Here is a 12627-nt window from a genome sequence, read left to right on the forward strand (position 1 = left end):
ATCATCGACTGAGTGTTATGTCCGACTCTACCGGCCTGGCGAACCGGCCATGGGGAAAAGAGCGCGGTAGAAGGAGTTCGCCCGGAACCCGTCGTCGTGATGGGTGGAGGTCCAGGACAGCGGCACCGCGCCGGAGGCGGTGTGCAGGTGGCCGTCCAGCCGGTAGTCCGGGTGCACGCCGTCGTTGCTCAGTGTGGTGCTGAAGCTGAAGGTCAGGCGGTCGCCCCTGGTCACCGGCAGGCCACCGGCGGAGAGCGGGGCGTAGACCGGGAACCAGTTGCAGCGCTGGGTCAGCGAGTCGATCGGGCTCTCCGCCGCGCTCACCCACAGCCGCACGCCGAGGGCGAAGCCGTGCAGGGTGCCGCGGCGGGTGATGACCAGCTCCCGGTCCTGGCTGCTCTCCGGGACCAGCTCGCCGCCGAAGTCCAGCGGCTCCACCTCGGCCGCGCCGGAGAGGTGCGCGCGCCGGCGCAGGCCGGGGATGCAGGCGCGCACGTCGAAGGGCCTGCCCACCGAGCTGAACACGTGTTCCAGGTAGGGCAGGGCCAGCTCGGCGAACCCCGGCCGGCCGCCGGGCGCGGCGTGGTCCAGGTCCAGCGCGACCACCGTGGTGGCGCTGCGGTGCGGGATGAACACCCCGTCCCGGCGCACCAGGCGGTCCCTGGCATCGCGCAGCACCGCGCCGGCGCCCTCCGCGCCGCCCAGGTTGCCGATGATCTCCGAGACGCACACGTCGGCGCGTTCGGGCAGGTGGACCTCGGTGGACAGGCCCTCCAGCACGGTGACCCGGTCGTCGAACCCGGCCCGCGCCACCGTCTCGCGGGCCTGCCGGGCCGCCTCGGGCAGCACCTCGACCGCCCACACGTGCCGCGCGCCCGCCCTGGCCGCGGCCAGCGCCCACACCGCCTCCTGCCCGGTGCCGATGTCCAGCACGGTGCGGCCGGGCGCGTGCCGGGCGATGGCCGCGGCGTAGCGGTCGTTGCGCAGCTGGTCGTCGAGCATGAAGTGGTACAGCCGGTCGTCGTAGACCGGGTACTCGCCGAGCGAGGGCAGCAGCAGCGCGGGCGCTGGGTCGCCGATCTCACGGGTGCGCACCAGCACTTCGCGGTCCGGTGCGGTCAGGCGGGCGATCGCGGAACCGGTCATCGGCTCGCACCGTCCCAGCGCAGCGGCAGGCTTTCCACGCTGAGCTGGACAAAAGCCCGTTCGCGCACCTCGAATCCGGCCGGAATCCGGTAGTCCGGAATTCGCCGGTGCCATTCCTCGAACACCACCTTCAGCTCCTGCCGGGCCAGGTGCGCGCCGACGCAGCGGTGAATTCCCCAGCCGAAGGTGAGGTGCCGGTTCGGACTGCGGTCCAGCAGCACCTCGTCGGCCCGCTCGAACTCGCGCGGATCCCGGTTGGCCGCGCCGGAGAGCAGCAGCACCAGGTCGCCCTTGCGCATCGGGCAACCGGCCAGCTCGACGTCCTCGGTCACCCGGCGGCCGTCCAGGATGATGTCGTAGTAGCGCAGCAGCTCCTCCACCGCGCTGGGGATGACCTCGGGCTCGCGGACCAGCCGCGCGCGGTGCTCCTGGTGCGTGGCCAGGTGCCAGAACGCGTAGGACAGCTGCGCGGAGATGGTGTCCAGGCCCGCGATGAACAGCACGAACAGCAGGTTGGTCAGCTCCGCGCTGGTCGGCACCCGGCCGTCCACCCGCCAGGTGGTCATCCGGCTGACCAGGTCGTCGCCGGGCTCGGCCTGGCGGCTGGCCAGCAGGTCGGCAAAGTAGCCGCGCACCTCGGCGCGCACCGAGTCCAGGCTCTCCGGATCCCCGTCCGGGCGCAGCACCGCCTCCTCCCAGGCCAGGAAGCGGTCCAGCTCGGTCTGCGGCAGGTCGAGCATGGTCAGGAACACCGAGACCGGCAGCCGCTGCGCGATGTCGGCGACGAAGTCGCAGGAGCCGCTGTCGATCACCGCGTCGATCAGCTCGGTGCAGCGGGCCCGGATGACCGGGTCCAGCGCGCGGGCCCTGGCCGGGGAGAACTCGCTCATCAGCGGTTTCCGCCAGGCGGTGTGCAGCGGCGGGTCCAGCTGCATCGGGATCGCGGGCTCGGCCGGTTCGGGGTCCAGCAGGGTCAGGCCGCTGTTGGAGAAAGTTCCCGGGTCGTTGAACAGCTCCCGAAGAGGAGCCATCCGGGTGACCACCCAGTAGCCGCCGTCGGCGGTGCTGCGGAAGGCCGGGTGCTCCTCCCTGCGGGCGTCGTGCTCGGCCCGGTAGTGACCGATCGGCCGAGTGCCTTGCAGGTACCGGAAGTGCTTCTCGGGAACCCCCGCCTCGCCGGGCATGGCTTTTCCTCCGTCGCGCGTCGAGTGCTTCCCCCGTGCCAGAGAAGAATTACCCGGCAGGCCGCCAAAACCCAGGCTGGATAAACAAAGATGATGCACTGGAGGCTATCCTCCAGTGACAATTGCGGAATTCCTCTGGGTGCTTTTCGGAAAACGTCCCGGCAATCGGCTCAGCCGATGATCTCCGCCGGCGGCAGCGCGGAGAGCACGGCCAGCGCCCGCAGGAACGCGGCCCGCTCGGCGTCGGGCAACCGCGCCAGCACCCGCTCCTCGTTCGCCTGGATCGCGGCCTGCGCCGTCCTGCGCAGCTTCCGCCCCTTCTCGGTGATCGAGACCAGCCGGGCCCGCCGGTCGGCCGGGTCCGGACGGCGCTCGATCAGCCCGGCCTGCTGCAGCTCGTCCAGCACACCGATGATCCGGGTCTTGTCCGCGCCGATGGCCTGGGCCAGCGCGACCTGGGTGCGGATCGGCCCCTCGTCCACCGCGGTCAGCACCGCGTAGGCCCACATCGACAGCCCGTGCGCCCGCAGGATCGGCAGCTCAGCGGCGATCAACGCCCGCTCCAACGGCACGATCATGGCCGCGAGATCACGACGGCGCCCGGTCATGCCGTGCAGCGTACTGGGGTTGACCAGATCGTAAGCTTATGCACATCATATGCACATGCTTACGAATGAGTTGCTGGTCCTGCACCGCCGCGCGGTGCTGGACAGCGTCGCCGCCGTTGACCAGGTTGAGGCTGAGGACCTGACGCGGCCGACCCCGTGCGCGGGCTGGACCCTGGCGGAGCTGCTGGCGCACATGACCGTGCAGCACCACGGGTTCGCCGCCGCGGCCGAGGGGAACGGGGCGGATCCCGCGGTGTGGCGGGTGCGGCCGCTCGGGCCGGATCCGGTGCGGGAGTACCGGGCGGCGGCGGACCGGGTGCTCGCGGCGTTCGCGGCGTTCGCGGCGTTCGCGGCTGAGGGTGCGCCGACGCGGGAGTTCGCACTGGCTGAATTTGGCGCTTCGTTCCCGGCGGCGCGGGCGATCGGGTTCCATCTGATCGACTACGTGGTGCACGGGTGGGATGTGGCGCGGGCGCTGGGGAATCCGTACCGGTTGGCGCCGGAACTGGTGGAGGTTTCGTCGCGGATCGCGTTCGCGGTGCCGGACGATGGGGACCGGCGGCGAGCGGGGGCGCCGTTCCGGGCCGCGTTGCCCGCCGAGGGGGAGCCGATGGAGCGGATCTTGTTGTGGCTGGGGCGATCGCCGCACTGGCCGGACTGACCCGGGCCTCGGGCTGCGATCGCCAGATTCGGTTGTGGCCAGGCTGAGGCTTGGATGGTGACAGCCACCCTGTTGCCCCCTTGGCTGCTGGAATGGGGCGGAGCGCGAGAGCGCGCTCGCAGTGTGGACGCCGCTGGGCTCCGGTCTGTGGCGCCTGGTTCCCCATTTTGCATACTCGCTCAGATTTGCGAGAGTGAGGAAAATCTTGTCGAGATCGTGGTGGCTGCAAGGCTGACGAGGAGGTCTGTGACGCCATATTTGTCGACGGCTCCAGGCGCGTTGAGGTCGTTGATTGAATATCTTCCGAAGTAGGGTGGGATGTTTTCGATAGCTGTGGTTGGTCAACAAGTTGCTGTCGGTGGGGTGGCCGACGAGATGTTGGGGGAAATCGTTGTGGGTGACTTCAGGGAGTCATTTCACATGTCCGCCGACTATTGGAACGCAGAGCGGTACGCCCAGAGCTGGAGGACATCATTCGCGGTGTTGTTGTCAGGCGAGGCCGCGCGGTCTTGCTTCGTTTCGTCGATAACGGATCCTGAAAACTCGAACTTCATCATGATATGGCCACTTTATCGCCAGGGGGACCTGGTTTTCATTCGGAACTCGATTCTGTTCCTGGAAGAGCTGAGGGAACCATTTTCCTCGCTGGAGCCTTGGCGCTCCGTGGGGCCTCGCGAAGCTGTCGACGAGAATGGAGATCGGGTTTCTGAGTGGAGTTGCCGGCTGGACGATATAACGGATTTCTTCCACAAGACGAGGTGACGGGGGGCAGAACCGGGCAGATCACCGCCGTCGGCCAGCGGGGCCATGGGAAGTCAGCCACTCCGTCGTTCTGACATTGCTGAGAACTGCGCTGAGGTGCACGCGTGCAGCCCAGGGTCGAATGCAGGGAGGCTAGGATGAGCGAGAGAATTCCTGATGAAGTTGAAGGCGTCCTGCTCGCCGCAGGATGGCGCCCAGGTCGAATGGTTGATGTTGAGCCGTGTCTGATGGCCTGGCGTTCTCTGTCGCTTGCCGCCGAGTCGGCCCCGACAGAATTCGTAGCCGAGTTTGACAACCTGCTTCTCCGGCATCCCCCCATTATCGATGTCGGCGGTGCGCAGCACTGTGATCACACGCGGTTCGATGTCGTTCAGTCCGTTCGCGGCGTCGCATCGCGAGCGCATCGAGAATATTCGATCCTTGCTGAAACCGATCTCTACCCAGTGGGCGAAAATCGATCTCATATGACCTTGATGATCGGTGCATGTGGCAAAATGTTCGCTGGCGTTGACAACTATTTGCTCGTCTATCCGGGTGTCCTTGAGTCCGCTCTGGTGTACATCTGCCGAGGGTTTCCCCCGCGGCCTCTTGGGGAATGGTCGCTCTAAAGATGGAGAGATGGGTCGTGGCAGCGTCGGCAGGGGTGATGAAATCCGCGGTCGACACTTCGGCAAGGATATCGATAAAGGAATCGGTTCACGCATCAATGTGCTGACAGATAAGGGCGCTTCGGTTTCGAAAGGGCGGTACGATACCCTGGCGAGAGAATTTCAACATGGTTGAGGCGGAACGTATGACCGACAGTAGTTCTTATGGGAGTCATCCGGAATACCTTCCGGACTTCATGAACGACCCCCGTGATGATGACGGTCGGCAGGTAGTGAAGCTGGATCTCGCCGAGAGCCGCGCACTGACGGCAGTGACACTGAGTAGATTTCCGGCTGCCGCTGGCGACGTGATCGACTTCGGGTCCACTCCGGTCGAAGATCGCCTCTGGTGGGACGATGAGGAGCACTGGGTGAGGATAGCGGCTGGGCTGCTCTCCTCATATGTGCAGCGGGGTGAGCGGATCGCCGTCATTTGGGGCAACTACCTGATGCCGACCGTGGCCATGCCCGCAGATGTCGCGGTGCGACGCGCGCGGGACATCCTGGACGCTGGCCAGCACTTCTGGATCCACCCGCTTGGCGGTTCGGTGCTCATAGAATGCCTAATGGATGGACAGGTGACGGTCGCGACGATTCCGTCAGGCTGAGTGCAGAACCCGCGAGAACGTCCACGACTCCTCGCCCTCCGTGGAGTCGTGCGGGAAAGAGGAAGTGGTTGTGGAGACAATATCCCAATTGAATTTGGCTTGATTTCGTTGAGTCTGAGCGGGTCTACCGGGGAGGCTATGGCTGCGCTTCGGGATCTGGAGCTGACCAGTGTGCTTCGTCAGGGGTGGCTGAGTTGTCCTGGCGTAGACCTGCTCTCGCCGTGCTCGCCTCTAGTAACGTGGAGCTGAGCGAAGCGTTGTTGCCCGACCTGTTCAGATTGGCAACTGTTTCACACTCTCCGCTCTCCGAGGTTCGACGACTTATTCTCCAGATTCCTGGTGATAGGCTGGAGATCCTGTTGGGTCCATTGATTGAAGAGTTAGTTGCCGAGTTGCTTGCAACTTTGAAAAGCTGTCAACTGCTGAATGATCTGGTGGCACAGGACTTTCGGTTGGATTGCGAGAATTTCGACCGATAATTTTCAGACTCGGGTTACGAGTGGGGCCGGGCGACTATCAGAGTCCGCCCGGCCCCACTGCCCTCAGAGCGTCTTCTCCAGGCGGCCGGCCAGGAGTTTGGTGAAGCGGGCTGGGTCGGGCAGGTCGCCGCCTTCGGCCAGCAGGGCCATGTTGTAGAGGAGTTCGGCGGTTTCGGGCAGGGCCTCGTCCTCCGGGCGGTCCGCGTGGGCGGCGCGCAGGGCGGTGACCAGGCCGTGGTCCGGGTTCAGTTCCAGGATGCGCTTGATGGGTGGGAGGTCCTGGCCCATGGCGCGGTACATCTTCTCCAGGGTTGGGGTGAGGTCGTAGGTGTCGCCGACGATGCAGGCGGGGCTGGTGGTGAGGCGGGTGCTGAGGCGGACTTCCTTGACCGTGTCGGCCAGGGTGGTGCCCAGCCAGGTCAGCAGGGGCTCGTACTCCTTCTGCTTGGCCTCGCGGGCGACCTCGGTGGCCTTCTTCTCCTCCTCGGAGTCCAGGTCCACCTGGCCCTTGGCGATGGACTGGAACTGCTTGCCGTCGAAGCCGCTGACCGCGTCCACCCACATCTCGTCGATGGGGTCGGTCAGGATCAGCACCTCGTAGCCCTTGGCGGCCAGTGCCTCCATGTGCGGGGAGTTCTCGATGCTCTGCCGGGACTCGCCGGTGAGGAAGTAGATGTGCTGCTGGCCGTCCTTCATCCGCTCGACGTACTCGCGCAGCGTGGTCAGCTTCTCCGCGTCGTGGGTGGAGGCGAAGGAGCAGATCTCCAGGATGGTCTCGCGGTTGTCCGGGTCGGAGAGCAGGCCTTCCTTGACCGCGCGGCTGAACTCGGTCCAGAAGGTCTGGTAGGACTCCGGCTTGTCCGACTGGAGCGTCTTCACCGTGGCCAGGATCTTCTTCACCAGGCGCTTGCGGATCAGCTGGATCTGGCGGTCCTGCTGCAGGATCTCGCGGCTGACGTTGAGGGACAGGTCAGCCGCGTCCACCACGCCCTTGACGAAGCGCAGGTACTCCGGGACCAGCTCCTCGCAGTCGTCCATGATGAACACGCGCTTGACGTAGAGCTGCACGCCGCGCTTGGCGTCCCGCATGAACAGGTCCATCGGCGCCCTGGACGGGATGAACAGCAGCGCCTGGTACTCGAAGGTGCCCTCGGCGTTGAGCCGCACCGTCTCCAGCGGGCCGGTCCAGTCGTGGCTGATGTGCTTGTAGAACTCGGCGTACTCCTCCTCGGTGACCTCGCTCTGGCTGCGGGCCCAGAGCGCCTTCATCGAGTTGACCGTCTCCAGCTCCTGGCCGCCGTCCTCCTCGCCGGTGGACGGCTTGGCCATCCGGATCGGCCAGGTCAGGAAGTCGGAGTAGCGCTTGACGATCTGGCGGATCTTGGCCGGGTCGGTGTAGTCGAAGAGGTTGTCCTCGGCGTCCTCCGGCTTGAGGTGCAGGGTCACCGAGGTGCCCTGGGGCGCGTCCTCGGCGGGGCCGATGGTGTAGGTGCCCTCGCCCTCGGACTCCCAGCGCACGCCCTCGGACTCGCCGGCCTTCCTGGTGACCAGGGTGACCCGGTCGGCGACCATGAAGCTGGCGTAGAAGCCGACGCCGAACTGGCCGATCAGGTCCTGGGAGGCAGCCGCGTCCTGGGTCTCCTTCAGCTTGCGCAGGAACTCCGCGGTGCCGGACTTGGCGATGGTGCCGATGAGGCTGACCACCTCCTCCCGGCTCATGCCGATCCCGTTGTCCCGCACGGTCAGCGTGCGGGCCTCCGGGTCGGTGGCGATCTCGATGTGCAGGTCGTCCGCGTCGGCCACCAGGTCCTTGTCCCGGTAGGTGGCCAGGCGCAGCTTGTCCAGCGCGTCCGAGGCGTTGGACACCAGCTCGCGCAGGAAGGTGTCCTTGTTCGAGTAGATCGAATGGATCATCAGCTGCAGGAGCTGACGGGCCTCGGACTGGAACTCGAGCGTTTCGGTCGGGCTGGTCACGTGCTTCCTTCCGCGAATCACTTCCGGGTGCTGCGACCAGGCATTCTACGTGTCAGGCGGTGCGGGAGAGTTCGCGCTCCCGGCGCGGGGCCCGCTTGGGGGCCGGGCGGAGCTGGGCGGGCGCGGCGGTGACCAGGTCGCGGTAGATCCGCTCGAACCGGCCGATGGTGTTCGCGATGGCGTGCTCGGCGATCATGGCCTCGCTGGCCTTGCCCATGGTGGCCAGCATCTCCGGGTTGCTCAGGGTCTGGGTGAGCCGGGCGGCCAGCGCGAGCACGTTGCCGGGCGGGAACAGCCAGCCGTTGCGGCCGGGGCGCACCAGGTGCGGCAGGGCCATCGCGTCCGCGGCCACCACCGGCTTGCCCGCGGCCATCGCCTCCATGGTGACCAGGCTCTGCAGCTCGGCGATGCCGGGCATGCAGAACAGGTCGCAGCGGGCGTAGGCGGCGAGCAGCTCGGCGTCGCTGAGGTGGCCGTGGAAGGTGACCCGCGCACGCACGCCGAGGCGGTCGGCCAGCGCCTCCAGGCTGCCGCGGCAGCTGCCGTCGCCGACGATCTCGGCCCGCACGTCCAGCTCCTCCGGCAGCTTGGCCAGCGCCTCCAGCAGCTCGTTGACCCGCTTCTCCTCATCCAGCCTGCCGACGAACAGCACGGTCCGGCCCGGACCAGCCTGCTGCGGCTGGGCGCGGCGGTACTTCTCGATGTCGATGCCGCAGGAGATGGCCAGCGCCTCCCGGCCGAGCTTGTTGTCCTGCAACAGCTTCACCGCGCGCGGGGTGGGCGCGGTGACCACCTGGGCGCGGCCGAACACCGACACCAGGTCCCGCCAGGCCAGCCGGGCGCTGCCGGCGCGCAGCCAGCCGGGCATCTTGACCAGCGCGAACAGGTTCTCCGGCATGAAGTGGTTGGTGGCCACCAACGGGATGCCCAGCGCGGGCGCGGCCTTGGCCAGCGCGCGGCCGACCACGAAGTGCGCCTGCACGTGCACCACGTCCGGCTGCAGCTCGCGCAGCAGCTCGGTGGCGGTCCGGTTCGCCTGCCACGGCGTGGCGAACCGGAACTTCTGGTAGAAGGGCCAGCGGTGCGAGCGCACGTGGTGCACGGTGATCCCGTCCATCGCGTGCGAGCCGGCCAGCAGCTCCGCCGAGACGTCCGGGGCCGGGCAGAGCACGTGCACGTCGTGGCCCTGGGCGGCCAGGCCCGAGGCCAGGCGGTGGGCGAAGTTGGCCGCCCCGTTGACATCCGGCGGGAAGGTGTCGGCGCCGATGACGATGCGGAGAGCACGCTGACTGGTCATGATGCGGTCCTGTTCTGGGCTGACCAGGCAGGTACGCGCTGGTCGTCGACTTCGAGGGAAGGGGTGCCGGGCGCGAAGGCCAGCAGGGTGACCCCGGCCAGCGCGACGGCGGCGCAGGTCAGCTCGGCCACGGCCACCCACGGTGTGGTGCCCGCGGCCTCGCCGAGCAGGCCGACGCCCATGGCGACCGCGACCAGCGGGTCGAGCACGGTCAGGCAGGCCACCACGTGGTGCGGCCGTCCGCTGGCGTAGGCCTGCTGCACGCACCAGCCGCCGCCGAGCAGCGCGGCGGCGACTCCGGCCACCGCGAGCCAGGAGATCCCGGCTCCGGCCTGGAACTGGTGCGCGGTCAGCCGGACCAGCACCGAGACCACGCCGTAGGCCACCCCGCCGCCCGCGCCGAGGGCGAGACAGCGGACGTTGCCGCGGGTGAGCGAGCCGATGATCATCAGTGCCGCGATGCCGAGCGCGCCGAACAGCAGCACGTCGGTGAGCGCCCCGGCCGGTGGCGTCCCGGTGGCGCTGCCCGCGGCGAAGGCGACGAAGCCGCCCATGCCGAGGGTGGCGGTCAGCACCGGGGTGAGCACCGCGGCGTTGATCCGCCGCCCGGTCTGCCGCGCGTCCAGCACGGCGGCCAGCACCAGGGCGAGCACGCCGACCGGCTGGACCACGATCAGCGGTCCGATGGCCACCGCGATCGCGTGCAGCACGGTCCCGCCGCCGAGCAGCGCCAGGCCGAGCAGCCAGCGCGGGTCCCGGACCAGCCGCCACAGGGTGGCCAGCCGGAGGTTCGCGCCGTCACCGGTGGCTTGCACGGCCGAGTGCTGCACGCGGGCGGCGGCGGCGTAGCAGCACGCGCCGACCACCGCGAGCAGCACGGCGAGTCCGGTCAGGTCGATCACAGTGCCCACTGTGGTCGGCCGGGCCGCCCTGATCATCGGGGAATGTCCCCGGGGTGACCCCTACATGTCCCCCAGGCAGCTCAGGGACCTGCGAAAACCGGTCAGGATTGGGGGGTTACCACCCTTGTCGCGAGCACCGGTAGCGCACTGGGTTTGAGGAAGGCGCGGGTGACCTCGCGGACCCGGGCGCCGGGGGCCAGCACCAGGTGCCAGCGCCGGTAGATCGCGGCCACCGCCAGCGTCATCTCGGTCCAAGCGAAGTTGTCGCCGACGCAGTGGTGCGTGCCGCCGCCGAAGGGGAAGAACCGTTCGCGCCGCCAGGTCCTGGCCGCCGGGTGCAGCCAGCGGTCCGGGTGGAAGCGCAAAGGGCCGGGATACAGCGCGGGATCGCGGTGCAGGGTGGGCGGCACCACCAGTACCTCGGCGGCGGCCGGGAGTTCGGTGGCGCCGAGGCGGAGCGGCTCCACGGTGGTGCGCATCAGCAGCCAGACCGGGGAGTGCAGGCGCAGCGTCTCGGTGATCACTCTGTCCACATAGGACAGTTCGGGTAACTCGGCGACGGTGGGCGGCCGGTTGCCAAGGACGGTGGCGAGCTCGTGCCGCACCGCGTCGGCGACCTCGGGGTGCACGGTCAGCTCGTAGGCCAGCCAGGACAGCGCGGTCGCGGTGGTCTCAGTGCCGGCCATCAGCAGGTTCAGCACCTGGGCACGGATCTCCGCATCACTGAGGGGTTCCCCGGTGACCAGGGTGGACAGCAGGTCGCCGTGGTCGACGCCGGCCTGCCGGTAGGCCGCGATGGCTTCGTCCACAATGGACGTGAGCCGGTGCAGCGCCTCGTCGAAGCGGCGGTTGGCCGGGATGGGCAGGTGCTCCAGGAAGTCCGGCAGCAGCGCGCGGCTGGTCACGCCGTTGAGCACCGGGGCCAGCGAGCGCTGGATCTCGGCCACCGCGGCCTGGCTGAACTCGGTGTGGAACAAGGTTTTCGCGGTGACGCCGAGGGTCAGGTCGGCCAGCTGCTGGTCCAGCCGGAACCGCCGCCCCTCCGGCCAGGCGGTGGTGATCCGGTCGATCTCCGCGCGCATGATCCGGGCGTAGCCCGCGATCTGGTTGCGGTGGAAGGCCGGCTGCACGATCCGGCGCTGCTCGCGGTGCTCAGGGCCGTCGGCGGTGGCCAGGCCGTCGCCGAGCAGCTCCCGTGCCTTGCGGAAGACCTTGCCGCGCTGGAACTTCGCCGCGTCGGTGACCAGCACCCGGCGGATCAGCTCAGGGGAGTTCACCAGGTAGATGACGCGGGGACCCAGGTGGAAGGCCACCAGCTCGCCGTGGCCGCGCAGGCCCTGCAGGAACTGCAACGGATCCCTGGTCAGGGCGGGCAGGTGGCCCAGCACGGGGAGCCGGCCCGGTGCGACCGGGACGGACGGCAGGACGGCGCTCATGGTGGCCTCCACCTGTTGTGCGGCTCAGGGTTTGCGGGCCACCGCCGCGAGCAGGGAAGCGTGCGCCGGCATGTCGGTGACCAGTCGCAGCGGGGTGTTCGGCCGCCACTGCGAGGTGTAGACCAGGCCGGGGTCGACCAGGTCCAGACCGTCGAACAGGCTCGCGATCCAGGCGCGGGAGCGGGCCACCCCGGCGCTGGTGGTGGCGCGGGAGAGCTCGACCAGCTCGCGCACCTCGGCCGAGCCGTCGGCGCCGTCGTCGGTGATGTGCGAGAGCACCAGGTAGCTGCCGGAAGGCACCGCGGCCAGGTAGGTGCGGACCAGCTCGGCGGCCTCCTCGGCCTCGAGCACGTAGTGCAGCGAGGAGGCCATGATCACCGCGACCGGCTCGGTGAAGTCCAGCAGGCCCTGGGTGACCGGGCTGGCCAGCACCTCCCGCGCGGCGCGCATGTCCGCGCCCAGGACGCCCGCGCCGGGCACCGAGGACAGGATCAGCTCGCTGTGCGCGACCGCGACCTGCTCCTGCTCCACGTAGACCACCCTGGACTCCGGGTCGATCTCGATGGCCATCTCGTGCACGCTCTTGGAGGTCGGCATGCCCGAGCCGAGGTCCAGGAACTGGCTGACCCCGCGCTCGGCGCAGTAGCGGACCGCGCGGCTGAGGAAGGACCGGTTGTACCGGGCCAGGTCCCGTACCCACGGCATCCGCGCGATGGCCGCCTCGGCCATCTGCCGGTCGGCGGGGAAGTTCCACGCGCCGCCGAGCAGGTAGTCATAGACCCTGGCCGGACTGGCGCGGTCCACGTCGATGTCGGGCGGTACCCAGCTGGTCTGGGTGCTCACGAAAGACACACATCCCATCGTGTGGTGACAGTGCGACCCGGCCGGGTGCCAGGCCGAGGAGCCACTGTGCGCTTGGCCGG

General features: G+C 68.5%; 14 protein-coding genes. 6 read left to right on the forward strand and 8 right to left on the reverse strand.

What is annotated here, in order from left to right; genetic code table 11:
• Positions 1 to 27: 27 nt before the first annotated feature.
• The 3 genes from ACWDY5_RS02400 to ACWDY5_RS02410 form a co-directional block, all read right to left on the reverse strand.
• Entirely contained in the window at positions 28 to 1146 is a 1119-nt protein-coding gene (locus ACWDY5_RS02400) for a 50S ribosomal protein L11 methyltransferase (protein ID WP_449720578.1), read from the reverse strand.
• Positions 1143 to 2330: a cytochrome P450 gene (locus ACWDY5_RS02405; protein ID WP_449720579.1), complete on the reverse strand. Its 1188-nt coding sequence runs from the start codon at positions 2328 to 2330 to the stop codon at positions 1143 to 1145. Before ACWDY5_RS02405 ends, ACWDY5_RS02400 begins: the two co-directional genes overlap by 4 nt.
• 170 nt (positions 2331 to 2500) lie before the next feature.
• Entirely contained in the window at positions 2501 to 2938 is a 438-nt protein-coding gene (locus ACWDY5_RS02410; protein ID WP_449720580.1) for a MarR family winged helix-turn-helix transcriptional regulator, read from the reverse strand.
• A gap of 55 nt (positions 2939 to 2993) precedes the next feature.
• On the opposite strand from ACWDY5_RS02410, the gene ACWDY5_RS02415 reads away from it, so the two are divergent.
• The 6 genes from ACWDY5_RS02415 to ACWDY5_RS02440 all read left to right on the forward strand — a co-directional run bounded on the left by ACWDY5_RS02415 (position 2994) and on the right by ACWDY5_RS02440 (position 6095).
• Positions 2994 to 3599, forward strand: coding sequence for a TIGR03086 family metal-binding protein (locus tag ACWDY5_RS02415; RefSeq protein ID WP_449720581.1), 606 nt, complete (start codon positions 2994 to 2996; stop codon positions 3597 to 3599).
• Positions 3600 to 3962: 363 nt separating this feature from the next.
• Positions 3963 to 4361: a hypothetical protein gene (locus ACWDY5_RS02420; RefSeq protein WP_449720582.1), complete on the forward strand. Its 399-nt coding sequence runs from the start codon at positions 3963 to 3965 to the stop codon at positions 4359 to 4361.
• A 137-nt stretch (positions 4362 to 4498) separates the two neighbouring features.
• On the forward strand, positions 4499 to 4969 hold the full coding sequence (locus ACWDY5_RS02425; RefSeq protein ID WP_449720583.1) for an SUKH-3 domain-containing protein: 471 nt from the start codon (positions 4499 to 4501) through the stop codon (positions 4967 to 4969).
• Between the two features lie 10 nt (positions 4970 to 4979).
• Positions 4980 to 5144, forward strand: a complete 165-nt coding sequence (locus ACWDY5_RS02430) for a hypothetical protein (RefSeq protein WP_449720584.1) — start codon at positions 4980 to 4982, stop codon at positions 5142 to 5144.
• Positions 5137 to 5616, forward strand: a complete 480-nt coding sequence (locus tag ACWDY5_RS02435; protein ID WP_449720585.1) for a hypothetical protein — start codon at positions 5137 to 5139, stop codon at positions 5614 to 5616. The genes ACWDY5_RS02430 and ACWDY5_RS02435 overlap by 8 nt, the downstream gene beginning before the upstream one ends.
• A gap of 239 nt (positions 5617 to 5855) precedes the next feature.
• Positions 5856 to 6095 (forward strand): hypothetical protein, encoded by a 240-nt coding sequence (locus ACWDY5_RS02440; RefSeq protein WP_449720586.1) that lies wholly within the window; start codon positions 5856 to 5858, stop codon positions 6093 to 6095.
• Positions 6096 to 6158: 63 nt separating this feature from the next.
• Here the strand turns inward: ACWDY5_RS02440 and htpG are convergent, their stop codons facing one another.
• From htpG to ACWDY5_RS02465, 5 genes are all read right to left on the reverse strand, one after another.
• Positions 6159 to 8069: a molecular chaperone HtpG gene (htpG, locus tag ACWDY5_RS02445; RefSeq protein WP_449720587.1), complete on the reverse strand. Its 1911-nt coding sequence runs from the start codon at positions 8067 to 8069 to the stop codon at positions 6159 to 6161.
• 52 nt (positions 8070 to 8121) lie between these two features.
• Positions 8122 to 9366, reverse strand: a complete 1245-nt coding sequence (locus tag ACWDY5_RS02450; protein ID WP_449720588.1) for a glycosyltransferase — start codon at positions 9364 to 9366, stop codon at positions 8122 to 8124.
• Complete coding sequence (locus tag ACWDY5_RS02455; protein ID WP_449720589.1) at positions 9363 to 10304, reverse strand: hypothetical protein; 942 nt, start codon at positions 10302 to 10304, stop codon at positions 9363 to 9365. The genes ACWDY5_RS02450 and ACWDY5_RS02455 overlap by 4 nt, the downstream gene beginning before the upstream one ends.
• A gap of 65 nt (positions 10305 to 10369) precedes the next feature.
• Positions 10370 to 11704 carry a cytochrome P450 gene (locus ACWDY5_RS02460; protein WP_449720590.1) on the reverse strand — a complete coding sequence of 445 codons (1335 nt, stop codon included), beginning with the start codon at positions 11702 to 11704 and terminating at the stop codon, positions 10370 to 10372.
• 24 nt (positions 11705 to 11728) lie between these two features.
• Entirely contained in the window at positions 11729 to 12556 is an 828-nt protein-coding gene (locus tag ACWDY5_RS02465; protein WP_449720591.1) for an SAM-dependent methyltransferase, read from the reverse strand.
• Positions 12557 to 12627: the final 71 nt, after the last annotated feature.

The organism is Crossiella sp. NPDC003009, from assembly GCF_053591555.1.

What these genes read in the sequence shown, in the direction of transcription:
- ACWDY5_RS02410 (WP_449720580.1), bottom strand. Translation starts at nt 2,938, where the DNA reads ATGACCGGGCGCCGTCGTGATCTCGCGGCCATGATCGTGCCGTTGGAG.
- ACWDY5_RS02415 (WP_449720581.1), top strand. Translation starts at nt 2,994, where the DNA reads ATGCTTACGAATGAGTTGCTGGTCCTGCACCGCCGCGCGGTGCTGGAC.
- ACWDY5_RS02450 (WP_449720588.1), bottom strand. Translation starts at nt 9,366, where the DNA reads ATGACCAGTCAGCGTGCTCTCCGCATCGTCATCGGCGCCGACACCTTC.
- ACWDY5_RS02430 (WP_449720584.1), top strand. Translation starts at nt 4,980, where the DNA reads ATGGGTCGTGGCAGCGTCGGCAGGGGTGATGAAATCCGCGGTCGACAC.
- ACWDY5_RS02455 (WP_449720589.1), bottom strand. Translation starts at nt 10,304, where the DNA reads ATGATCAGGGCGGCCCGGCCGACCACAGTGGGCACTGTGATCGACCTG.
- ACWDY5_RS02425 (WP_449720583.1), top strand. Translation starts at nt 4,499, where the DNA reads ATGAGCGAGAGAATTCCTGATGAAGTTGAAGGCGTCCTGCTCGCCGCA.
- ACWDY5_RS02435 (WP_449720585.1), top strand. Translation starts at nt 5,137, where the DNA reads ATGGTTGAGGCGGAACGTATGACCGACAGTAGTTCTTATGGGAGTCAT.
- ACWDY5_RS02460 (WP_449720590.1), bottom strand. Translation starts at nt 11,704, where the DNA reads ATGAGCGCCGTCCTGCCGTCCGTCCCGGTCGCACCGGGCCGGCTCCCC.
- ACWDY5_RS02405 (WP_449720579.1), bottom strand. Translation starts at nt 2,330, where the DNA reads ATGCCCGGCGAGGCGGGGGTTCCCGAGAAGCACTTCCGGTACCTGCAA.
- ACWDY5_RS02400 (WP_449720578.1), bottom strand. Translation starts at nt 1,146, where the DNA reads ATGACCGGTTCCGCGATCGCCCGCCTGACCGCACCGGACCGCGAAGTG.